Here is a 22,762-nt window from a genome sequence, read left to right on the forward strand (position 1 = left end):
GATGTTATATCGCTTTGACATTAATCTTTATTAAGCATATACTAAGGATACAAGTTGGTTAAGCCAATATGTAAACTTAATAACGCGGGATGGAGCAGTTGGTAGCTCGTTGGGCTCATAACCCAAAGGTCGTAGGTTCAAGTCCTGCTCCCGCAACCAAAACCTTACTCTTACTGTAAGGTTTTTTTATTGTTTAAAAGCTTCGAAAAAAATTTCTTAATCATTTCTCAAAACTTTATTTAAATAATATTAATTAAATTGAAAGATAACAGAGCTAATTTGCTCATACTATGTTATACTTTCATTTATATCATAACGAAAGAAGGTAAATATTTAGTGAATTATAAAACTTTTGAAAATAAATTTGATGTTAAAGAAAACATCGCTTATGCTACTGCTTTAAAGAAAGATGGAAGTGAATTAACTTTCCAAATAGATGCTGACGATGTTGAAAGAGTAAAATCTATGGGAACTTGGTTTGCTGAATGGCATAAAGACTTTAATGCTTATACAATTCAAAATATAAGCAAATCAAAAGGAGCTAAACCTTTAAAACAAAGTCTTCAAACAGTTATTTTAAATTCTACACCAAAAACTCCTGTTAAACATATTAATGGAAATATGCTAGATAACAGAAAGTCTAATTTAGAAATAGTACAAAGAGATCAGAAAAATCAATATGAAAAAGTTGATGATAACACTATTGCTATCATACTAACTAATAAATATGGTGCTCCACATGCTAAGGCATTAATCTCTTTAGAAGATTTAAATACTGTTATAACTGACGAATTTAGCTGGGTTCAATATAAGAAGAATGGAGTTATCGATGTTATCGCAAATACTCCACAAGGTAGAATTCATTTAGATAAACTTATAATGAATCCTGCTGACTCTGAATTTGTATATCACATAAACTTAAACCCTATGGATTGTAGACGTAGCAACTTAGAAAACAAAAAAATCAAATAAATATCCTAAAGAAAGCTTAGTGATTTAACACTAAGCTTTTCTTATTTATATTATAGTCTTTTTAAAATTTCATAAATATATTTCTCCTTTTTTAACAATATTTAATTCCTTCTATCTTTAAAGCTCAGTGTACTTCTTGCTTGTTCCCTTAGCTTTCTCTACAGGGTATTTCTTTTCATTTTTATCCATCTTCTTCTCTATTACTTCTTCTATATTAACACCTAAAGAATCAGCCATATGCAAACAATAAACCATCACATCTGCTAGCTCTTCCCCTACTGCTTCTTTATCATAATTATTATCCCAAAGGAAATGCTCTAATAACTCCCCTGCTTCAATGCTTATCGCCTTAGCTAAATTTTCTGGTGTATGGAACTGTGTCCAATCTCTATCATCCCTAAATTTTCTTACTCTTTTTTTCACATTTTCCATTTTTCTTACCTCTACCTTTTTATTTTATTTCGTTGATTGCTTAATATAATTGTAGCACAAATTATTTTCTATCAACCTAACAATTTCTATAATAAGTGTTAAGTATGATTATTTAAATTGTTTATATTTAGCTTAAACCTTATTCTTATGGTAAATTTTTCTTAACAATTGTATAATTAATTTATGACTAATCTTAGGAGGACATTATGGAATTAATTAAAACATTTAGTTATGAAGCGGAATTTTCAGATCAGATAAAGCAATATAAATATGGACTTAATTGGCCTGTTGTTTATATTATTAGAGATAGTAAAGAGGCTTATATTGGTGAATCTACAAGAGTTTATTATCGTAGCCAAGAGCACTATAAAAATAATAAAAGAAAAAAACTAACTACAATTGACGTTATTGGGGATGATGATTTTAATAAATCGGTAACCTTAGAACTTGAATCATTTCTTATTGAATATATGTCAGCAGATGGCAAATACACTCTTCAAAATGGTAATGGTGGTCTTAGTAACCATAACTTCTATAATAAAGAAAAATATACAGAAAAATTTAATAGTATTTGGGGAGAATTGAAAGAAAAGAAAATTGTAACTAAAGGATTATTTGAAATAAGAAATAGTGAACTATTTAAGTTCTCACCTTATAAGTCTTTAAATCATGAACAAGCCTTAGTTATAGATGCTATTGTCAATAGTATAGTAACCAATAAAACTAGTAATCATTTAATTCAAGGAGAACCTGGTACTGGAAAAACCATCGTTGCTATTTATCTAATTAAATATCTAATGGAGCTTCCTGAAACTAAAGACCTTAAGGTTGGATTAGTAATTTCTATGACACCTCTTAGAGATAGCTTAAAAAAAGTTTTTAAAAAGGTACAAAATCTAAAGGCTTCTATGGTTTTAGGTCCATCTGATGTTATTGGTGGAAACTATGATATTCTTATTGTTGATGAAGCACATCGTTTAAATAGAAGAAAGAATATTTCTTACATGGGCAGCTTTGACAAGAACAATTCCAAATTAGGTTTAGATACACAGGAAGGAGATCAACTTGACTGGATAAAATTATCCTGCAAACATATGATTCTCTGTTATGATAAAAATCAATCAATTAAGCCTTCCGATGTAAGAGCTGAAAAGTTCGAAGAAATAAACTTTACAAAGCATAGATTAACATCCCAAATGAGAGTTTTAGCTGGAGGAGATTATATCCAATATATCGATAATATTCTCAATGAAGTTGATCAACCTTATAAAAACTTTGGTAAATATGAACTATTTATTTTTGATGATTTACAGGAAATGCATAGAAAAATTAAAGAACGTAATAAAAATTTCGGATTAAGTCGTTTAATAGCTGGTTATGCTTGGCCTTGGAAAACAAAAAAAAATCCAAAAGATTATGATATTGTAATTGATAATTATAAATTAAGATGGAATTCTAGATTAAAAGATTGGATAAACTCTCCTAATGCTCTTGAAGAAGTTGGTTGTATTCATACAACCCAAGGTTACGATATTAATTATGCTGGAATAATTATAGGAAATGAACTTATTTATAGAGATGGTGAATTAGGTATAAACCCTAAAAATTATTATGATAAAAACGGTAAAAATGGAATTAAAGATAATGATGAAATTAAAAATTATATTTTAAACATATATAAAACTATCTTAACTAGAGGTATAAGAGGAACCTATATTTATATTTGTGATAAAGATTTAAAAAACTACTTTAAGAAATTTATTGCTAGTTATGAATCTGAACTTAAACCTAAAGTTGCAATCACAACTATTCCTGAATTCTCTAAATAATTTAAATATAAATTTAAAACACAAAATCTTTACCCTAAAAGCTTAAGTTAATATTTTATATTTTATTATTGTGTATATTTCTACATAATTACACCTATTTGAAAGTTCCATTAAGCTATATATTTGTAGAGTGTTAATCATATTCTCTTATGTTCTTCACTCTGCTTTTTTATTTTCTGCATTTCTTATTTAAAAGAAAGCACCTACTTGCCTTCGCTCCTAGGTGCAATTTCTACCAACAAAATCGTAGATTTTGGGTATAACTTACAGTACGGTTCTCCGTATCGATACTAAATGAGGTTTTATAGATATTAGTATATAGTACATCTACACTATCTATCTTCTAATATTATAATTTCATTTATTTTTTCAAATAATGGCTTAAACCCTGAAAAATTAAATTCTTTAAATTCATCAACTTCATCTATAATATTTTTTACAAAATCATTTTTTGACATAGCAATATTTATGTCTTCATTATTAATTTTAGCAACAAAACTATCTGAATCTATTATTTTATAAGAATTTTTTCCACATCTATCTTTTTTCTGACAAACTATACTGTTATCTTCTTTATGAAATCCAAATTTTTTTGAAAATTCATTTCCTATATATAACCTTCTTCCATCCTTTTCTCTTTTAATATCTTCATCATAATATAAATGTTCAATAGAAATTTCTGGTGTTTCTTCCCTGTGTTTAGGAATAGGTATCAACATTGAATATACTTTATTTTTATGATATTTATATTCATCTTCAAATTCCTTTACAGTTTTAGGAATATCTCTATCAAATATACAAATTATTTTTTTATTATTATCGAGCATTGAAATATTTTCAATTAATTGATGTAATCTTGAATCACCTAATGAATCTTTATATTCTAAAAATTTAATATCAAGACTTTCTATTTCTTCTAATTCTAATAATTTTTCATATGCGTTCTTCATATGTTTCCAATCTGTTTTTCCTTCAGTAATTATTAAATGTCTATCGCCTATCATATTTACAGATTCAATAAATGTATCCACTTCAAAGGCTTCTTTTATTACTTCCTCTTTATTACAAGAATAAAAGCTTGGATTGTCAATCTGAACTACATTCCCTTGTTTATTTTTCTTCATAACAATAACCTTATCATTTATTCTACTATCATTATGCAAAATAAATGGAGAATGCGTACTAACAAATAATTGTGACCTTTGTTTCCCATTTATATCTTCAAATATTCTTCTAAAAAACTCTAGTATTTTCATTTGCCATCTTGGATGTAAACTCAGTTCTGGTTCATCAATTAAAACAATAGCTCCATCTGCCTTATTGGAATCTTTTAATAAAAATCCACCTCTAAATACTATCTGTTTTTCTCCTGAACTTAATTTGTTAATAGATGTTTCAATTCCATTTTCCTCAAAAATAACTTCTTTACTACCATTTATATTTTTAATTCCTTTAAATCGTTTCCCATCAAATATATATGAAAAAGCCCTCTTAAATCTTTTTAATCTAATCTCTTTAATCTCTTCGGGTGGAACTTCTCCTGAATGTTCATTTACCCAATCAGATAAATCTGCATCATCTAATGCCTTTATATCAACTAATAATTGAGATATTTCTGTACCTAATTCTGAACTCTGTTTTAGACTTCTAATATCAATATCTAATTCTTTTGACGTCACAGTTCCTATTGGTGCTGAACGAAAGTTAATTTCTGCAGTTGAATATACAACTTTCATTATTTCCCTTATATCTGAGTCATTGATAATATTTATATTTACTTCTTTTATTTCCTTATTGTTAGTTTTATAATTAATTTTAAATCCTTGACCATATTTTAAGTTATAATCCATAATAAAGTTAACTTCTTTCCCATCTAAATTATTAAAATAATAATTTAGAATATTACTTCTTTTCAATTTTTCAATTTCATAATCTGAAAATTCAACAGTAATTTTATTTATCTCATCTCTTGTATTTTCATTATTTGCACACTCTCCTGAAACAAAGTTATATATTATCTCTAATAATGTAGTTTTTCCACATCCATTTTCACCAGCTAAAATTATTATGTCTTTAACCTTCATATTTTCATCTGTAAATAAAATACTCATGTCTCCTAAAACAATATTATTTTTTACTTCCACCTTTTTTATCCTCATAAGTTCCATCCTCCCAAAATATATCTCTATAAATTATAACAAATAATACCCATTTTTTAATATGCCTTTTGAAAAAACTCATTTACTTATTATACGGTTCAATCTTTATAATCCTAAATCTAATAGTACTAAAACAATTTATCATACTATTTTAGTTATCCAATCGTCACATACCTTTCCACAGTTATTTTAAAATTTTGAAGTTAATGTTCCTTGATGAAATATCATTTTCCACTGTCCATCAAAATATTTCCAAATTGAACTTCGTAGAGAATATTTCTTGTTTTCATCTATCTCATCATGCTTTATTACCTTATACATTGCTAATACACACTTACCAGATAACTCCCTCAAAATAAAATATTTAATTTCCCAATCTAATTCAGATTAATTTAAATAAAGGAGTCACTTCTTAAACTAACTCCTCTTGCAAACCTTTATACGATCTTAGTTGTCCATCCATCATACCTTTATGACAATTCCATAAAAGTTATCTTATTTATATACCACTTCAAATTCTTCACAAACAACTAACATATTCTCGGAGAACTTCATATTTAATTCTTCTAATTGCATATTAAAAAATTTAATATGACCTTCTCTCCAATACTCTAATGACCTATCTCCTTCTCCTTCTTTATATGCAAATTCTGAATCTACATTAGAAAAAGGTAAAACATTAACACTATTTATTCGAATTATACATTTAGCATTTCCATCAAAATCTGTTACTACTGATAATTTACCTATTTTAGGTAAATCTTCATTTTCTACTTCATATAGATAGTTTAATGAAGTTGTTGCTGTCTTTTCTTCATTTAGAACAATTTCTGCCAATTCCTTTGCAAGTTGCTCAGTACACCCAAAATGTCATGAATCATATGTTAACCTTGTAGTATTTTCATCTTCTCTAATTGAACATAAATAATTCTTCCATAATGTATCTATGTTATTATTACTCATAATTGTACCCCCAATATTTATAACTATATATTACCATACAACTATAAATTATGACATAATAAGTATTTTATTTAGAAACTATTAATATAACTTAAGTGTTTAGTCTTTATAATTACAAACTACTGACACTACTTCGTTATAAAATTAAAGTTGTTTATTTAACTATACTATTGAGATACATCTCGTAATATTTTTATTACTCAATATTCTCCAACCATTCTCTTCTGATTCTTCTAACAAAATACTATATTAACTTATAATAAAGGAGTCAGCTTATTAAACTAACTCCTTTTGTAAAACTTTATACTATTTTAGTTGTCCAGTCCTCACAGTTCCATACTTCTGTTACTATATCTCTATAGAATTCAGGTTCGTGGGAAACTAAAAGGATTGTTCCTTTAAATTCTTGCATTGCTCTTTTAAGTTCTTCCTTTGCATCTACGTCTAAGTGGTTTGTAGGCTCGTCGAAGATTAGGATGTTTGTTTCAGTATTTAAGATTTTACAAAGTCTTACCTTTGCAGCTTCTCCTCCTGAAAGTACTCTTATCTTTGATTCGATTTGCTTGTTTGTAAGGCCGCACTTAGCTAGAGCTGCTCTTATTTCGTATTGAGTTTTCCCTGGGAACTCGTTCCAGATTTCTTCTATACAAGTGTTGTTGTTATCTTCTCTGTCTTCTTGTTCGAAGTATCCGATTTGTTGGTAGTCTCCTAAGTGAACTGTTCCTGAAATAGGTTTAACTTTTCCAAGTAAGCTTTTTAAAAGAGTTGATTTTCCAAGTCCGTTAGCTCCAACTAAGGCTATCTTTTGACCTCTTTCCATCTTTATATTAAGTGGCTTTGTTAGAGGTGAATCGTATCCTATTACTAGATCCTCTGTTTCAAAGATAACTTTTCCTGAAGTTCTTCCTTGCATAAATCTAAACTCTGGCTTTGGCTTTTCTTGAGATAATTCTATTCTATCCATCTTATCTAATTTCTTTTGTCTTGATTTTGCCATACCTGTAGTTGCAACGTTAGCTTTATTTCTAGCTACGAAATCTTCAAGTCTTGCTATTTCTTTTTGTTGCTTTTCGTAAGCTTGCTCTAATCTCTTTTTATTTTCTTCGTAGATTCTTCTAAACTCGTTATAATCTCCTACGTATCTAGTAAGTTTTCTATCTTCTACGTGATAGATTAAGTTTATTACTTCATTTAAAAACGGAATATCGTGTGATATTAAGATAAAGGCGTTTTCATAGTTTTGAAGATATCTTTTAAGCCAGTTTATGTGCTCTTCATCTAAGTAGTTAGTAGGCTCATCTAAAAGTAATATATCTGGGTTTTCTAAAAGTAGTTTTCCAAGAAGGATCTTTGTTCTTTGTCCTCCTGATAAATCATCTACATCTTTATCTAAACCTACATCTAAAAGTCCAAGCCCCTTAGCAACTTCTTCAACCTTTGCATCTATTAAATAAAATCCATTATTATCTAGCATATCTTGAATAACTGCTGTTCTTTCAAGCATTTTATTTAATTCATCTTCTGAAACTTCACCCATTTTACCGTAAAGTTCATTCATCTCTAATTCTAAATCAAAAAGATACTTAAAAGCATCTCTTAATGCATCTCTTATAGTTGTTCCTTTTGTAAGTACTGCGTGTTGGTCCATATATCCAACTCTTACGTTGTTTGACCAAATAACTTTACCTTCGTCTGGCATTAACTTACCTGTTATTATATTCATAAACGTTGACTTACCTTCTCCGTTTGCTCCGATAAGTCCTACGTGCTCACCTTTTAATAATCTAAATGAAACATCTTCAAATATTGCTCTGTCACCAAACCCGTGACTTATATTTTTAACAGTAACTACGCTCATTCGCTTTCCTCCATACATTTAAATATACATTCCTTAGTTTAATTCAAACTATAAGATGTTGTAAAGTAAAACTTAAGAGACTTTTAAAATTTATGTAAATGGGGTAAAATATTATAAGTATGATAAGATACCCTATAGTGGTATAAGGAGGTTAAAAATTGGATAAAGAACAAGAATTCTTATTTAATGAAGAAAATGAAAAATTAAGAAAAGATATCTCAAATAGATTAAAGAGAATCGAAGGGCAAGTTAAAGGGATTCAAGGAATGGTAGATAAAAACACTTGCTGCGGTGATGTATTAGTTCAAGTTGCTGCTATAAGATCTGCTATTAACAAAGTTGGAGCTTTACTTATTGAAAACTATGCACTTAACTGTTTAGACCTAGGTGAAACTGTAGAAGATCACGAAAAGATTAAAAAATTAGTTAAAACTATGAACAACTTTGTTAAATAGACTTAAGGGGGACGATTTATGAGTGGTATAATTAATGTGCTTATTTTAATAGTAGGATTTTTCTTTTTAATTAAGGGAGCTGATATTTTTGTAGATGGCTCTTCAAAGATTGCAAGAAAGATTGGTATACCGTCTGTTATAGTCGGTTTAACTATTGTATCTTTAGGAACTAGTGCGCCAGAACTTGCAGTTAGTTTAATTTCTTCTATTAATGGTAACAACGGTATTGCTGTTGGAAATGTTTTAGGTTCAAACATCTTTAATACTTTAGTAGTTTTAGGTGGAACTTCACTTGCAATGCCTTTAATAATCAAGAAAAAACTAGTAGGAAAAGATTATTTTGTAAATATATTAGTAATAATACTTTTATATATTTTAACTTTCGGCTTTATGTTTAGCGGAAAAGACGGCTTTTTAAGTAGAACTGATGGAATTATTTTATTAGTATGCTGCTTAGCTTATCTTTTATTTTTAATTTTTAGTACTTTAAAAAATAAAAAATCTATCTCTATAACAGAAGGTGAAAGAAAAGAGTTATCTAGTATAAGAGTACTTCCAAACCTTTTCTTTGTAATACTTGGAGTAATCGGAATAGTTTTTGGTGGTAAGTTAGTTGTAGATTCTGCAACTAATATAGCTTTAAGTATAGGAATGAGCGAAAAACTTGTAGGACTTACTATAGTAGCTATAGGTACTTCCCTTCCTGAACTTGTAACTTCTATAGTTGCAGCACTTAAAGGCGAAACTGAAATCGCTATAGGTAATGTTTTAGGGTCTAATATCTTTAATATACTTTTAATATTAGGTCTTTCTTCAGCTATAAGCCCTATAGCTGTTGCTGGAAATCTCTTTGTAGATATTATTTTCTTATTTGTTGTAACTCTTATAATCGGAGTTTTAATTTTTGCAAACAAGAAAACTGATATCAAAAAGCTAAATAGAAGTGAAGGAATCCTTCTTGTGTTATTTTACGTAGCATATTTAGCATTTATAATAATTAGAAATTAAAAAGTGCCTTTTTTGGCACTTTTCTTCTTTTAATGATTAATTCATAAATTATTAAATTTATTAACCTTAGAAAAACATATCTTTATATAAAATAACTAAATATTTTATATCTTCTAATACTTTTATCTAAGTTTTCATGTTATTTTATCAAAAATAATTTCTAAATTTTTCTAATCGATAATCTTACTTAATTATCATAAACTTCAATTTATGTTCATCCTTTTATTTCCAATCTTTGTTATGATTTATTTGTAATTGTTTACAGATAATTGTAACTTTTACAAATAAAATAAAAGGAGTGTTTTAGATGGCAAAAAGAGCCTTAAGAAAAAATATTAATATTTTCCTAGCATGTGCTGTTGTTACTACTGTTTTTGTAGGTGCAACTCCAGCTTTCGCTCTTTCTACTAGCAAAACAAATGATAATGCTTTAACTACACAAATGAAAAATCAAAAGAGAAACGTTATGTATTACGGAGACTGGTCTATTTGGGGTGGTGAAAATAACTTTTATCCAAAAGATATTCCAGCTGACAAATTAACTCACCTTAACTATGCCTTTATGGATTTTGATTCTAATGGTAATTTAAAATTCACAGATAAAGGTGCAGCAGTTGAGGCTCCTGTAGGGATGGATGGTGTAACTTGGGGAGACGCTAATTCTGGTTTGCTTTGCGCTTTTCAAGAGCTTAAAGAAAAAAATCCAAACCTAAAGATAGGTATATCTCTTGGAGGTTGGTCAAAATCAGGTGATTTTACGAGTGTTTCAAAAGACCCTCAAAAGACTAAGGCTTTCGTAGATAACGTATTAAGCTTTATAAGATATACAAACATGGACTTTGTGGATTTAGATTGGGAATACCCTACTGCTGTCCGCGAGCCTGACCTTGTCGACAACCAAAACGATGAAGGTACTAAAAACTCAATCCCAGAAGATAAAGAAAACTATATTAAGCTTTTAAAAGCTTTCAGAGAAGGACTTGATAAACAAGGAAAAGAGCTCGGTAAAACTTACGAATTATCAGTTGCACTTCCTGCACCTATAGCTAAAATCGATGCTGGTATAGATGTAAAAAATCTATTTGATACAGTTGACTTTGCAAATATTATGACATACGACATGAGAGGTGCTTGGGACCCTATAACAGGTCATCAAACTGGACTTTACACAAACCCAAATGACCCTTATAAAGGAAAAGGCCTTTCTGTTGATGAAAGTGTAAATTACTTAATCAAAAAAGGTGCTGACCCTTCTAAGATTGTTGTAGGTGCTGCTTACTACTCTCGTGGATGGGAAAAATCAACTGGTAAAGATGTAGATAAAAATAACCCTGGTCTGTTTAAAGATGTTTTAAAAGTTAATAAAGATGCAGACCAAACCTTAACATCCGGTGCTAAAAACGGCTTCCCTTGTAAGTCTGGTGACGGAGGAAGACTTGGAGGGGTTTGGGCTTACAGAAATTTAGATAAGCTTAAAAAAGATTACCCAGGACTTAAAGAATACTGGGATGATACTGCAAAAGCTCCTTATTTATACGATTCAGAGTCAGGTGCATTTTTCACTTACGATAACGTAAAATCTATAAAAGAAAAATGTAACTACGTAAACTCTAAAAACTTAGGAGGAATGATAGCTTGGATGTCATCTCAAGATGCGCCTATAGATAATTCTTCTGTCAGAGGAGAACTTACAAACGCTTCAAAAGAAGGTTTATTTGGAAGTTCAAAACTTAAAGAATACGAAATTAAATATGATAATTTAGATTTAACTTGCACTGTAAAACCTTTTAAAGAATCTTGGAGCGACAAAGGCGGCTACACTATAAGTATTAAAAATAACGAAAAAGCTGATGAAAAAGGTGAAGTTTTAGAATCGGTAGAAAAAACTGCTGAAACTATTAAAAACGCAAAAATATATATTAAAACTGAAGGATTAGATATAAATTCTGGAGACTACACTGTAGGAAATATCACTCACAAAGATGGATATGCAGTTATAGATTTAGGTAGCATATACTCTGCAAAACTTATAGATAGAGGTGCAACTTACACTATGACTTTAAATACTTCAAAAGCGCCTACTGATTTAAGTTCATTAAAAGAAGTTTACTTAACTCAAAGGATAACAGAAAAAGGCCCTGAGTTTGGAAAACAAATCTTATTTAAAGGAGAAAATAAAGAAACTCCTGCTAAACCAGAAACAAAACCAGAAGACTCTAATAAACCTACAGAGCCTTCAAAACCAGAAGATCAAACTAAACCTGAAACAAAGCCAGAAACTAAACCTGATTCTTCTAAAGATACTTACGTAAAGGATAAAGCTTATAATGGCGGAGAAACTACTATTTATAAAGGTAAAACTTATAAAGCAGCTTGGTGGACAAACTCTATCCCTGGAAGCGATGAATCTTGGATACTTATTAAATAATTTTAAAAGGATGGGTAGCTTTTTTGTTATTCATCCTTTATTTTGAAAGTTAATTTATTATTAAACTCAATTTTATTTATACACAAAAACTCATTTCAAAAACTCGAATTATAGATGTTATAATAAACGGCCTTTACCTGTTATTTCTTTTAATTTCCTCAAATTTCATCAAGAAAACGATAATCATTCAACTTATTAAATTACTAATTCTATAATTTATTTATTACTCTTTTTCATGAATGTAAATCATTTTAAAATTTTCAAAAAATAATTTTCAGAAAATTCAAATAAATTATAGACAAGCAATTTTTGTTGTGCTATATTTTAATTGTAATTTACAAATTTTAGTAAAGGAGTGTTTTATATGGCAAAAAGAGCCTTTAAGAAACATGTAAAAGTATTCATTGCATGCGCTACCTTAACTTCTGTCTTAATTGGTAGCACTACAACTTTGGCACTACCTATAAGCAATACTAAAGATGGTAAATCAGTAGAACAAAAGCAAACACAAAAAAGAAATGTTATGTACTATGGAGATTGGTCTATCTGGGGAGGTGAAGAACAATTCTACCCTAAAGATATCCCAGCTGATCAATTAACTCACTTAAACTTTGCTTTTATGGACTTTGATGCAAACGGTAACTTAATCTTTACTGATAAAGGTGCTGCAGTTGAAGCTCCAGTTGGAATGGATGGAGTTACTTGGGGAGATGCAAATGCTGGTCTTCTAGCAGCTTTTCAGGAACTTAAAGCAAAAAATCCAAACTTAAAAATCGGTATCTCACTTGGAGGTTGGTCAAAATCTGGTGATTTCTCAGAAGTTGCTGCAAGTCCGGAAAAAACTAAGAATTTAGTTAATAATGTTCTTAATTTTATAAAATACACTAATATGGACTTCGTTGACTTAGACTGGGAATATCCTTGTTCTGTAAGAGCTGCAGATAAAGTTGATAACCAAAACGATGAAGGTACTCCAAACTCTAAACCTGAAGATAAAGCAAATTATATTAAGCTATTACAAGCTTTTAGAACTGCTTTAGATACTCAAGAAAAGAGTCAAGGAAAAGAATATGAGTTATCAGTTGCGCTTCCTGCACCTATAGCTAAAATTGATGAAGGAATAGATGTTGACGCATTATTTAATGTTGTAGATTTTGCAAACATTATGACTTACGATATGAGAGGTGCTTGGGATCCAATCACAGGACATCAAACTGGTCTTTATTCTAATCCCAATGACCCATATAAAGGAAAAGGACTTTCTGTTGATGAAAGCGTAAATTATTTAATCAAAAAAGGAGCTGAACCTGAAAAAATAGTTGTTGGTGCAGCTTACTATACTAGAGGATGGGAAAAATCTACTGGCGGAGATGTAGATAAAAATAATCCTGGTTTATTTAAAGAAGTTCAAAAGGTAAATCAAGATGCTGATAGAACTCCAACTTCTGGTGCTAATAACTACGCACCTGTAAAAGATGGAGACGGTGGTAGACGCGGAGGCGTTTGGCCATACAGAAAATTAGCAGAACTAAAAAAAGCTTATCCTGGACTTAAAGAATACTGGGATGATACTGCAAAAGCCCCTTACCTTTACGACTCTTCAACTGGCGCTTTCTTCACTTACGATAACGTTAAATCTATCGGAGAAAAAACTAACTACGTAAATCAAAAGAACTTAGGTGGAATGATAGCTTGGATGGCTTCTCAAGATGCTCCTATTAATAATTCTACAGTTCGCGGAGAATTAACTACTGCAACTAAAAAAGGATTATACGGAGATGCTGCTCTACCTAAACATGAAATAGTTTACGAAGATTTAGATATAACTTGTACTGTAACTACTTATAAGGAATCTTGGAGTGATAAAGGGGGTTATAATTTAACTATTAAAAATAATGAAAAAGTAGATGAAAAAGGTGAAGTTTTACAGTCTGTAGAAAAAACTGCTGAAACTATTAAAAATGCAAAATTCTATATTAAAACTGACGGACTTAAAATAACTGGCGGAGACTCTAACGTTAGTGGTATAACTTATGAAGGAGATTATGCTGTAATTGATTTAGCAAAAGTTTATTCAGGTAAGCTTATAAATCAAGGTGCTTCATATACTATGCAACTTTCAACTGATGCTGCTCCAAAAGATTTATCTAACGTAAAAGAGATTTCTATGTCTCAAAGAATTACTCAAAATGGACCTGAACTTTCTAAACAACTGCTATTTGGGAGTAATGTAAACGTAAATAGTAAACCTACTTTTCAAGGGATAAATAATTCAACTATATATTTAAATGACAGCTTTGACCCTTTAAAAGGAGTTACAGCTTCTGATAAAGAAGACGGAGATTTAACTTCTAAAATAAAAGTTACTGGTTCTGTTGATAATACAAAACTTGGAGATTACACTATAACTTACTCTGTTACTGATAGTAAAAATGAAACTACTACTCAAACTAGAGTAATATCAGTTAAAGAAGCTCCAAAACCTGAAAATAACAAACCAACATTAAGTGGTGTAACTGACTTAACTATAAAGTTAAACGGAAGCTTTGATCCAAAGTCTGGAGTTACAGCAAATGATATAGAAGATGGTAATTTAACTTCTAAAATATCTATAGCAGGCACTGTAGATAACACAAAAGAAGGAAAATACACTTTAACTTACTCTGTTACTGATAGTCACGGAAATATAACAACTGCTTCAAGAATTATAACTGTTATAAAAGAAATCGTAAACAATGCTTACGATAAAACTAAAGTTTATAACACAGGCGATATAGTATCTTATAACGGAAAAACTTATAAAGCTAAATGGTGGACTCAAGGAGAAATCCCAGGTTCAAGTGCTGTATGGGAAGAAGTAGTTACTCCCAGGTGAGGATGGGATCGTAAATTACGTTCCAGGGAAAGCATATAACGGAGGTGATATAGTTAATTATAACGGAGCAAAATATAAAGCAGCTTGGTGGACAAACTCAGTTCCAGGTAGTGACTCTTCTTGGATAAAGCTTTAAAAACTTTTTAATTATCTAATAATAATTTAATAAAAGGGGGAATTAAATTGGTCTTAAAGAAATTTTCTAGATTTTTTTCTAGTGCTGTAGTTGTAGCTATGACTTGCAGTATGCTATCTTCTCCAACTACTGCAAATGCTACTGAAACAAAGCCCAAGGATGTAAAAGTCGAAACTAAGGCTCAAGCTGCAGATTTAAACAGAAAGATTGTAGGTTACTTCCCAGAGTGGGCTTACAAAAGTGAAGCTCAAGGTTATTTTGATGTAGCTGACTTGCAATGGGAAGAATTAACTCACATTCAATACTCTTTCTGTATGGTAGATGAAAAAACTAACAAAATTACTTTTGGAGATAAGAAAGCTGCTATCGAAGAAACTTTTGAAGGACATGAATTAACTCATAACGGTAAGAAAATAGAACTTGATAAAACTCTTCCATACAAAGGTCACTTTAATGTGATGCAAGTTATGAAAAAGCAATACCCTGATGTAAAGCTTTTAATGTCTGTTGGGGGGTGGGCTGGTTCTAGAGGATTCTATACTATGATGGATACAGATGCAGGTATCGATACATTTACAAATTCTTGTGTTGATTTTATAAGACAATATGGATTTGATGGAATCGATATAGACTTTGAATACCCTTCATCTACTCCAACTTGTGGAAACCCTGCTGATTCTGACGTATCGGAACCTAGAAGAGCTAAAATCAACGAAAGATATAACGTTATGATGAAAGAACTTAGAAAAAAATTAGATGCAGCTTCAAAACAAGATGGTAAAAATTATTTATTAACTGCTGCTGTTACTGCTTCTTCTTGGGTTCTTGGCGGAGTTTCTGATAACTCTTATGCTAAAGAATTAGATTTTTTAAGTGTAATGTCATACGACTTCCACGGTGGTTGGAACGAGTTTGTTGAAAACTTAGCAAATATTTACCCAGATCCAAAGGATACTGAAACTTTAAGTATGCTTATGCCAACTCTAAATATGGATTGGGCTTACAGATACTATAGAGGTGTACTTCCACCTGAAAAAATCCTTATGGGTATCCCTTACTACTCTCGTGGTTGGGAAAATGTAACTGGTGGAACAAACGGTCTTCACGGTAAGAGTAAAACTCCAGCTTCAGGAAAATATAATGTTTGGGGTGATGACTTAAACGGTGATGGTGTTTTAGAACCTGCTGGTGCTAACCCTCTTTGGCATATTTTAAACTTAGCTGACAAAGATTCAAACTTTAAAAAGTATTGGGATGATGCTGGAAAGGTACCTCACTACTGGCAAGACAACGAAAAAGTATTCTTATCTTTTGAAGATACTCAATCTATAAACGAAAGAGTTAAATATATTCAAGATAAAAACCTAGGTGGAGCTTTAATTTGGGTTATGAATGGTGACTACGGCGAAAACCCTAATTACGTTCCAGGTTCAAACAAAGTAAACGAAGGTAAATATACTTTCGGTAATACTTTAACTAAGACTTTAAGAGATGGTTTAAATAAAATAGGTCCTTGCAAAGAAACTCTTACAGATGACAAGGTTTCAAACCTTCCAAAAACTCCTGTAGATGTTACTTTAAAAGGAGTGTATGACCACCCTAACTACACTTATTCATTAAAAATCACTAACTATTCAGATAAGAAAATCGACGGCGGTTGGACAGTAAGCTTTGACTTACCAAAATCTGCTGAATACAAATCTTCTTGGGGCGGAACTGCAACTGTTAAAAAAGGTACAGATTTCGATACTGTAACTATAACAGGTGGAGCTTGGCAAGGAATAGACCCAGGTGCTTCTATAGAAGTTCAAGGTATGATAGGTCTTTGCTTCTCTGGAGTTAGAAATATTACTTTTAACGGCTGTAATCCAGTTGGTAAAAATGTTATTCCAAATCCAGACCCAGAACCTTCTAAAGATTTAAAAGTTCCAAGTATAGTTTCAGATGAAGCAAATTCAGCTGACGGTGCTTACACTATAAATTCAACTATTCCAGCGGGTAGTAATGCAACTGACTATACTTTATATGAAAATGACGTTTTAGTTAAACAAGGAAAAGTTGATGGAACAAGTGCAAATGAAACTAAAATCGATTATGCCGTAAAAGATAAGGTTAATGGAACTTACAACTATAAAATAGTTTTAACTAATGGAACTAAATCTACAGAAGCTAAAACTTCAGTAGTTGTAAAAATAGGAGAAGTTACTCCTCCAGAACCTTCAAAAGACACTTATGATGCAAGTAAAATTTATAATACAGGTGATACTGTAGTTTATAAAGGTATAACTTACAAAGCTAAATGGTGGACTAAAGGAGAAACTCCAGGTACTAGTGCAGTATGGGAACAAGTAGTTACTCCAAATGAAGACGGGAGCGTAAATTACGTTCCTGGAAAGGCTTATAACGGAGGTGATGTTGTTTTATACAACGGGGTAAAGTATAAAGCTGCCTGGTGGACTAATTCAGTTCCAGGTAGCGATAGCTCATGGACTAAGTTATAAAATCTAACTTAATTAAAAGAGGATGAAATCAAAATTGATTCCATCCTCTTCTTTAATTTATTTTAGCGTATTTGTGTCCGCATTCATCACACTTATAGTATTTCTTACCATATAGGTTGTTGTCGTATGCATTTTTGTCTTCATGCATCTCACTTCCACAAATAGGACAAATTACTTTTTCCATCTTATTTTACTTTTGGGAATGGAATAGCTTCTGTTTTGTGTTTGTTCCATTCGTGTCTTTGAAGTATTTTTTTATCTAATTCTTTATCGCCGCAAGTTCCGTTATCTATAACTTCGTTTATTTGCTTGTAAGTAAATCCTAAGTTATCTTCGTCAGTTTTTCCTGTTAATCCGTCGCTTGGTGCTTTATTTATTAAATCTTCTGGTAAATTTAATTCTTTACCTACAGCTACAACCTCTTCTGTTGTTAAATCTGCTATAGGGTTAAAGTCGTGAGCTCCGTCTCCCCATTTTGTAGAATATCCTACAAATCCTTCTGATTTGTTTCCAGTACCAGCTACTCTAAAGCCTAAAGTTCCTGCTATAGCATAAAGAGTTGTCATTCTAAGTCTTGGAGGTATGTTAGTTTTAGGTTGGTCTGCAATTTTAAAATCACAATCTACTTCTATTTCCTCTAAGAAACCTTTGTATGCTTTTTCTATATTAACTACTTTATATGAAACTCCTAAGTTTTCTACAACTCTTAGGCTGTCGTTAATGTCTTTTTGTTCTCCGTTTGGCATAAGCACTGCAAACACTTTATCTTTTCCTAAAGCTTCAACTAAAAGTTTTGAAACTACAGTACTGTCTTTTCCTCCGCTTATTCCAACAACTGCACCTTTTCCGTTAGAGCTTTCAAAATAATCTTTTATCCATTTTATTATTTCGTCTTTTACTAATTTTGCGTTAAAATCTTTTCTCATATTTTTTCACTCCTAAAATCACTTTTTAGATAGATTTATTTTCCTCTATTGACTATTTTACCATCACTTTAGTAAAATATCTCTTTTAATTTAAGTAAAATTTCTGTAACGAAACTTTTTATCTGCTAACCTCTACTCCAAGAGACTCTATTACATCTAAAGCTTTAGTGTGAAGTTCTTCATCAAAGCTTGCAGAAAGCTCCCCTGATACTTTAATATTTGAATTAATAAAGGTTGACTGAAAAGTTACTACGTTACTAATAAGACAAATATTACTTACTATTCCTAAAAGTTCAATAGATTCAACTTCTTTAAATTCTTCTCTTAGTTTAATCATATTTTCAGGAGATATACCAAAAGCTTCTTTATTTAAATGAATAGTGTTTTCTCTTTCTTTAAATTCTTTAAGCTTTCCATATAACTCATGACCTAAACTTCCTAAGGTGCAATGAATCACAGGTAAGTTTTTTCCCTCTCTAGTTTCTAAATAATTATCGTAGTGAGTGTCATAAGTAAATAAGACTTTATCGCCTGATTTTAAATATTCATTTACCTTTTTATAGATTCCATTTTCTAATTCCTCTGCTTTTTTAAAACCTAAAGCACCTGTAACAAAGTCATTTTGATAATCTATAACTACTAATAATTTTCTCATACTAAAACCATCCTTTAATTTAAATAATATTTTTAATTATTATCTTATCATCTTGCCTATCTAAAATGCTGTTAGTTGTAACAATATTTTCAATAAGGTCTCCCTTTAATAAATCACCTTCAAAAACTGTATTTTCACAATGTGTCACTACTAAATATATCTTTTTAGCTCCAATCTTTTTAAGCTTTTCAGCTATTAAAATAAATGTTCCCCCTCTAGAACAAAGATCGTCGACTATAATACAATCAAATCCACCTTCTTCGATTTCTCCATTTATTTCTATACTCTTGATTTCACCAGTTTCAAAATCCCTATCTTTTGAAGCTGTAATAACTTTATCGTAGTCTATTTTTGATTCGTACCTTTTTCTAGCACCCTCATCTGGATAAACTAGATAAACCTTTTCTTTATGTCTTATACCTTCTAAAACACTATGCACTAAAACTTTAGTCATCTCTACATTTTTAACTTTATCTATTAAAGCTAAAGAAACATCTGAATGAGCTTCATAAACCTTCACTTCTTTAAAGTTTAGGCTGTTTATTAACCTTGCAAAATATTTTAAAGTAAATATATTTAATCCTTCAGTTCTATCCATTCTACTGTAAGGAATGTAAAGTAATTCTAAGCTTGTCTCTAATCCTAAATCATCTAAATGTCCCTTTAAAAATATTAAACTTGCAATATCTTTATCGTCTTCAAATTTAAGTTTTATTATATTTTCTTTTTCGATTTTTAGACCTTCTGTTTCAATTCTAGACTCTCCATTTGGAAATTTATTTATATATACTCCTCTACCATTTAAGTAAATCATATATAACACCTCTTTTCACTTAGTTTAAAATAATATTTACTTTACCTTTATGTTATTATCCTCGCCATTTTTTGTAAACACTTTTTTAAATAAAGGTTCAAATTTTCTTTCTTTAAAAAGGTTTATAATGGAATTAAGGGAGATGGTTATATGACTCATAGTGTTTTAATACCTTTAATACTGATACCTTTGATTATGCTAATTGCAGGAGTATTACTTTTATTGAATCCTCCTAAAACTATAAATAATTTTATAGGTTATAGAACAAAACGTTCTAAAGAAAGCCAAAAATCTTGGGATTACGCTCAAAGAAAACTTGGCGAAGGGTGGATTATACTATCAATAGTAAACTTCATTATACCTTTAACTTTTTATTTACTTAATATAAAAACCGAATACACTTTTATTGCATTTTTTATAGTGCAAATATTTATATTAATATCACCAATTTTCTTTATTGAAAAACACTTAAAAGAAAACAGATATTAATAAAAAATGTACCTAACAAAGGGTTAAAATCTTATATTCTCCCTCTTGCTAGGTACATTTTTTACATCATGAAATTTACTATTATTAAAATCGCCCCTGCTAAAACCATTGAATATGAGTTAAACCCTTCTTTTAGCGTAGCTTTTACGTTCTTTAGTTTTTCTTCTTCTAATTTTTTAACTTCTAAGTTTGCGTTTGCCACTTGCTGTGCATTAATACTTCCGAGTGACTGCATAGATAATCCCATAGGTTCTCCTGAAATATTTGATAAAACTCCAATCAAGAAAACAATTATTCCAAGAACAAATAAAGTGTCATCAAAGTTGTAAGTTGAAACCCCTGTTATTATAAATGCAAATACAAATAAAGCTATAATCCAAATAAGAGAGAATAACGCTACTTTTTTTAGGCCTTTAATATCTAAGTTTCCCATATCATCACCTCTAACAACTATATTATAATTATTATAGGTTTATTTTTATTAATTGTAAATTATTCCCACACATAAACACAAAACGAAGTTTTTGTTTATAATATTTCTCTTTTAATATATTTAAATGTTTGGTCTTCCCCTTTTTCTGAAAGCATTATTAATAATTTTTCTAATAATTCTTTAGTATCTTTATGCATTACGTAATATTCTTTTCTCTCATCGTAATATTTTAAAGGAGCCGATTCATCATACTTATCTTTTAAGTAGTTTTTAGATGCAGCTATTCTGTCTACAAACATTTCTACTATATATTTCTTTGGCATTTTCATACCCTTAAGTCCCTCTTTCGGATTTTTGCCATAATCTATCCAATATTCAAAGTGATGTTTATTTCTTCCTTTATGATGTAGCCATGCGGTTGACAAGCCCTCTACTTCCTTTTGCACTCCATTTGGACTTACATTACCCTTGTAATATTTTATGCCTGCCTTATACTCTGTAGGGGTGTATTTAGACATATCGTGAAGTAGCCCTTGCTTATACATACCTAATTTAAAGCAGTATTTCATAACTAGCATTTTATGATTTGTAATAGTTTTAAAATGATTGATAAAATTCATTATTTGAAGCTCCTAGTCCTTTGTATTTAAATTTCCTCTATAATTCCTTTATCATTATATCATTTTACTATGATAATTAAAGGGATATAAGGTTTTAATGTCCAGGTTCTCTCCTAGTGTTAATAAAGTTTATTAAAAAAAATCAAAAAACTATAACATTGTTTTGCTTAATTGTTGGTATTTTATTTTTAAATTTCTGAATAAATTCAAAAATTAATGTCCATAATCAAACTAATTAATTATTAAAGAGGTGAGTTTATGGTACATACTTTTAATTGTCCACATTGTAATTCAGTGCATTTTATAAAATACGGAAAATATAAAAGTGTCCAACGTTATCAGTGTAAAGATTGCTTAAAAACTTTTAATGAAGGTACTGGCTTAGTTTGGCATAATACTAAAAAATCAACTGAACTTTGGACTAAATACACAAACCTTATGTTATCTGGTGCAACTATACGAGAGTGTTCTAACAAACTTGGAATCTGTATAGAGACTTCATTTAGATGGAGACATAAAATCCTAAATCACATAAATAAATATACTGACTCTAGAAGAACTCACATAATTACTGCAATGAGACATACTAAATTCAAAGAAAATTTTAAAGGGCAAAAGACTCCCCCAGTATGCACTATAAAAAGTCGTAAAAATATTTTTGTAACAACAACTATTAATAAGAATGGATACTCTTTAGCTAAAGTAGCTTTTAATACTACAACTCCATCAAAAGAAGCATTAGATATTCTTTTAAAATCATTTAATCCTATTTATAATACTTATTTCTTTCCAGGTAAAGATAAATTTTCATATATAATATCTAAAAAATTCAATCAAATTCTTCATAAGGGTAAAGAACTTCAAGTATCTAAAGAATTTGGTGAAGAATTAATGCTAAACTGTTCTGAATTTATTTTGCATTTAAGAAGATGGCTTAGAAAATTTAGAAGCGTCGCTAGTAAGTATCTTCAATTATATCTAAATTGGTTTGTCTACATTTATGAAGGATCTGTTGAAAAACATACAATTCTATCTAATCTAATAAGCAGTATTTTTTGCTTAAAATTAATTTAAATGATGAGATTGTTCTATATATTACTTATTAATATTTTAAGTTTGGTCTATTTATTTAACTTGTACTACTTATAAAATTTATGGCTTGACCCTAGACTTTGTAATACCAACAATATCTCGTAACAATGATGTAGC

19 protein-coding genes, 1 tRNA gene and 2 pseudogenes are annotated in these 22,762 nt (G+C 30.0%); 12 read left to right on the top strand and 10 right to left on the bottom strand.

The window, feature by feature from the left end; all coding sequences use genetic code 11:
* Positions 1–83: 83 nt before the first annotated feature.
* Positions 84–159: transfer RNA gene (locus M4I33_RS00480), tRNA-Met, on the top strand.
* Positions 160–336: 177 nt separating this feature from the next.
* A complete protein-coding gene (locus tag M4I33_RS00485) occupies positions 337–972 on the top strand; it encodes a hypothetical protein (RefSeq protein WP_257914663.1) in 636 nt (211 codons plus the stop codon).
* Positions 973–1,089: 117 nt separating this feature from the next.
* On the opposite strand, the gene M4I33_RS00490 is transcribed toward M4I33_RS00485, so the two are convergent.
* Positions 1,090–1,404, bottom strand: coding sequence for a nucleotide pyrophosphohydrolase (locus tag M4I33_RS00490; RefSeq protein ID WP_257914665.1), 315 nt, complete (start codon positions 1,402–1,404; stop codon positions 1,090–1,092).
* A 206-nt stretch (positions 1,405–1,610) separates the two neighbouring features.
* On the opposite strand from M4I33_RS00490, the gene M4I33_RS00495 reads away from it, so the two are divergent.
* Positions 1,611–3,233 (top strand): DNA/RNA helicase domain-containing protein, encoded by a 1,623-nt coding sequence (locus M4I33_RS00495; RefSeq protein WP_257914667.1) that lies wholly within the window; start codon positions 1,611–1,613, stop codon positions 3,231–3,233.
* Between the two features lie 332 nt (positions 3,234–3,565).
* Here M4I33_RS00495 and M4I33_RS00500 read toward each other — a convergent pair whose 3' ends face one another.
* The 4 genes and pseudogenes from M4I33_RS00500 to M4I33_RS00515 all read right to left on the bottom strand — a co-directional run bounded on the left by M4I33_RS00500 (position 3,566) and on the right by M4I33_RS00515 (position 8,213).
* Positions 3,566–5,392: an ATP-binding protein gene (locus M4I33_RS00500; RefSeq protein WP_257914669.1), complete on the bottom strand. Its 1,827-nt coding sequence runs from the start codon at positions 5,390–5,392 to the stop codon at positions 3,566–3,568.
* Positions 5,393–5,581: 189 nt separating this feature from the next.
* A pseudogene (locus tag M4I33_RS00505) lies at positions 5,582–5,773 on the bottom strand (DUF4440 domain-containing protein); the annotation flags it as partial.
* Positions 5,774–5,887: 114 nt separating this feature from the next.
* On the bottom strand, positions 5,888–6,229 hold the full coding sequence (locus tag M4I33_RS00510) for an ASCH domain-containing protein (RefSeq protein WP_257914676.1): 342 nt from the start codon (positions 6,227–6,229) through the stop codon (positions 5,888–5,890).
* A 427-nt stretch (positions 6,230–6,656) separates the two neighbouring features.
* Positions 6,657–8,213 (bottom strand): ABC-F family ATP-binding cassette domain-containing protein, encoded by a 1,557-nt coding sequence (locus M4I33_RS00515; protein WP_257914678.1) that lies wholly within the window; start codon positions 8,211–8,213, stop codon positions 6,657–6,659.
* Between the two features lie 158 nt (positions 8,214–8,371).
* Between M4I33_RS00515 and M4I33_RS00520 the strand changes: the two genes are divergently transcribed.
* The 7 genes and pseudogenes from M4I33_RS00520 to M4I33_RS16850 all read left to right on the top strand — a co-directional run bounded on the left by M4I33_RS00520 (position 8,372) and on the right by M4I33_RS16850 (position 17,616).
* Complete coding sequence (locus M4I33_RS00520) at positions 8,372–8,668, top strand: metal-sensitive transcriptional regulator (RefSeq protein WP_194190680.1); 297 nt, start codon at positions 8,372–8,374, stop codon at positions 8,666–8,668.
* Between the two features lie 30 nt (positions 8,669–8,698).
* Positions 8,699–9,676: a calcium/sodium antiporter gene (locus M4I33_RS00525; RefSeq protein ID WP_257914735.1), complete on the top strand. Its 978-nt coding sequence runs from the start codon at positions 8,699–8,701 to the stop codon at positions 9,674–9,676.
* Positions 9,677–9,983: 307 nt separating this feature from the next.
* The gene (locus M4I33_RS00530) at positions 9,984–12,104 is read left to right on the top strand and encodes a glycosyl hydrolase family 18 protein (protein ID WP_257914680.1); all 2,121 of its coding nucleotides are present in this window, start codon (positions 9,984–9,986) and stop codon (positions 12,102–12,104) included.
* A 364-nt stretch (positions 12,105–12,468) separates the two neighbouring features.
* Positions 12,469–14,979 (top strand): glycosyl hydrolase family 18 protein, encoded by a 2,511-nt coding sequence (locus tag M4I33_RS00535; protein WP_308366904.1) that lies wholly within the window; start codon positions 12,469–12,471, stop codon positions 14,977–14,979.
* Between the two features lie 7 nt (positions 14,980–14,986).
* Positions 14,987–15,115 carry a cellulose-binding domain-containing protein gene (locus tag M4I33_RS16905; RefSeq protein ID WP_374707678.1) on the top strand — a complete coding sequence of 43 codons (129 nt, stop codon included), beginning with the start codon at positions 14,987–14,989 and terminating at the stop codon, positions 15,113–15,115.
* 47 nt (positions 15,116–15,162) lie between these two features.
* Positions 15,163–17,001: pseudogene (locus M4I33_RS00545) on the top strand (glycosyl hydrolase family 18 protein); the annotation flags it as partial.
* A gap of 306 nt (positions 17,002–17,307) precedes the next feature.
* Complete coding sequence (locus M4I33_RS16850; protein ID WP_374707679.1) at positions 17,308–17,616, top strand: carbohydrate-binding protein; 309 nt, start codon at positions 17,308–17,310, stop codon at positions 17,614–17,616.
* Positions 17,617–17,801: 185 nt separating this feature from the next.
* On the opposite strand, the gene nadE is transcribed toward M4I33_RS16850, so the two are convergent.
* The 3 genes from nadE to M4I33_RS00560 form a co-directional block, all read right to left on the bottom strand.
* Positions 17,802–18,542, bottom strand: coding sequence for an NAD(+) synthase (nadE, locus tag M4I33_RS00550; protein WP_194190684.1), 741 nt, complete (start codon positions 18,540–18,542; stop codon positions 17,802–17,804).
* A gap of 118 nt (positions 18,543–18,660) precedes the next feature.
* Complete coding sequence (locus M4I33_RS00555) at positions 18,661–19,197, bottom strand: cysteine hydrolase family protein (protein ID WP_257914686.1); 537 nt, start codon at positions 19,195–19,197, stop codon at positions 18,661–18,663.
* 19 nt (positions 19,198–19,216) lie between these two features.
* Positions 19,217–20,011: a ribose-phosphate pyrophosphokinase gene (locus tag M4I33_RS00560; RefSeq protein ID WP_257914687.1), complete on the bottom strand. Its 795-nt coding sequence runs from the start codon at positions 20,009–20,011 to the stop codon at positions 19,217–19,219.
* 150 nt (positions 20,012–20,161) lie between these two features.
* On the opposite strand from M4I33_RS00560, the gene M4I33_RS00565 reads away from it, so the two are divergent.
* Positions 20,162–20,500, top strand: a complete 339-nt coding sequence (locus M4I33_RS00565) for an SdpI family protein (RefSeq protein WP_257914689.1) — start codon at positions 20,162–20,164, stop codon at positions 20,498–20,500.
* Between the two features lie 61 nt (positions 20,501–20,561).
* On the opposite strand, the gene M4I33_RS00570 is transcribed toward M4I33_RS00565, so the two are convergent.
* Positions 20,562–20,933, bottom strand: coding sequence for a hypothetical protein (locus M4I33_RS00570; protein ID WP_257914697.1), 372 nt, complete (start codon positions 20,931–20,933; stop codon positions 20,562–20,564).
* A 95-nt stretch (positions 20,934–21,028) separates the two neighbouring features.
* Complete coding sequence (locus M4I33_RS00575) at positions 21,029–21,553, bottom strand: DUF5662 family protein (protein WP_257914699.1); 525 nt, start codon at positions 21,551–21,553, stop codon at positions 21,029–21,031.
* A gap of 258 nt (positions 21,554–21,811) precedes the next feature.
* On the opposite strand from M4I33_RS00575, the gene M4I33_RS00580 reads away from it, so the two are divergent.
* Positions 21,812–22,627 (top strand): hypothetical protein, encoded by an 816-nt coding sequence (locus tag M4I33_RS00580; RefSeq protein WP_257914700.1) that lies wholly within the window; start codon positions 21,812–21,814, stop codon positions 22,625–22,627.
* The last annotated feature ends 135 nt before the right edge of the window (positions 22,628–22,762 follow it).

Origin of the sequence: Clostridium sp. LY3-2 (assembly GCF_024705715.1) — a bacterium.
In the GTDB taxonomy this organism is placed as follows: domain Bacteria; phylum Bacillota; class Clostridia; order Clostridiales; family Clostridiaceae; genus Clostridium.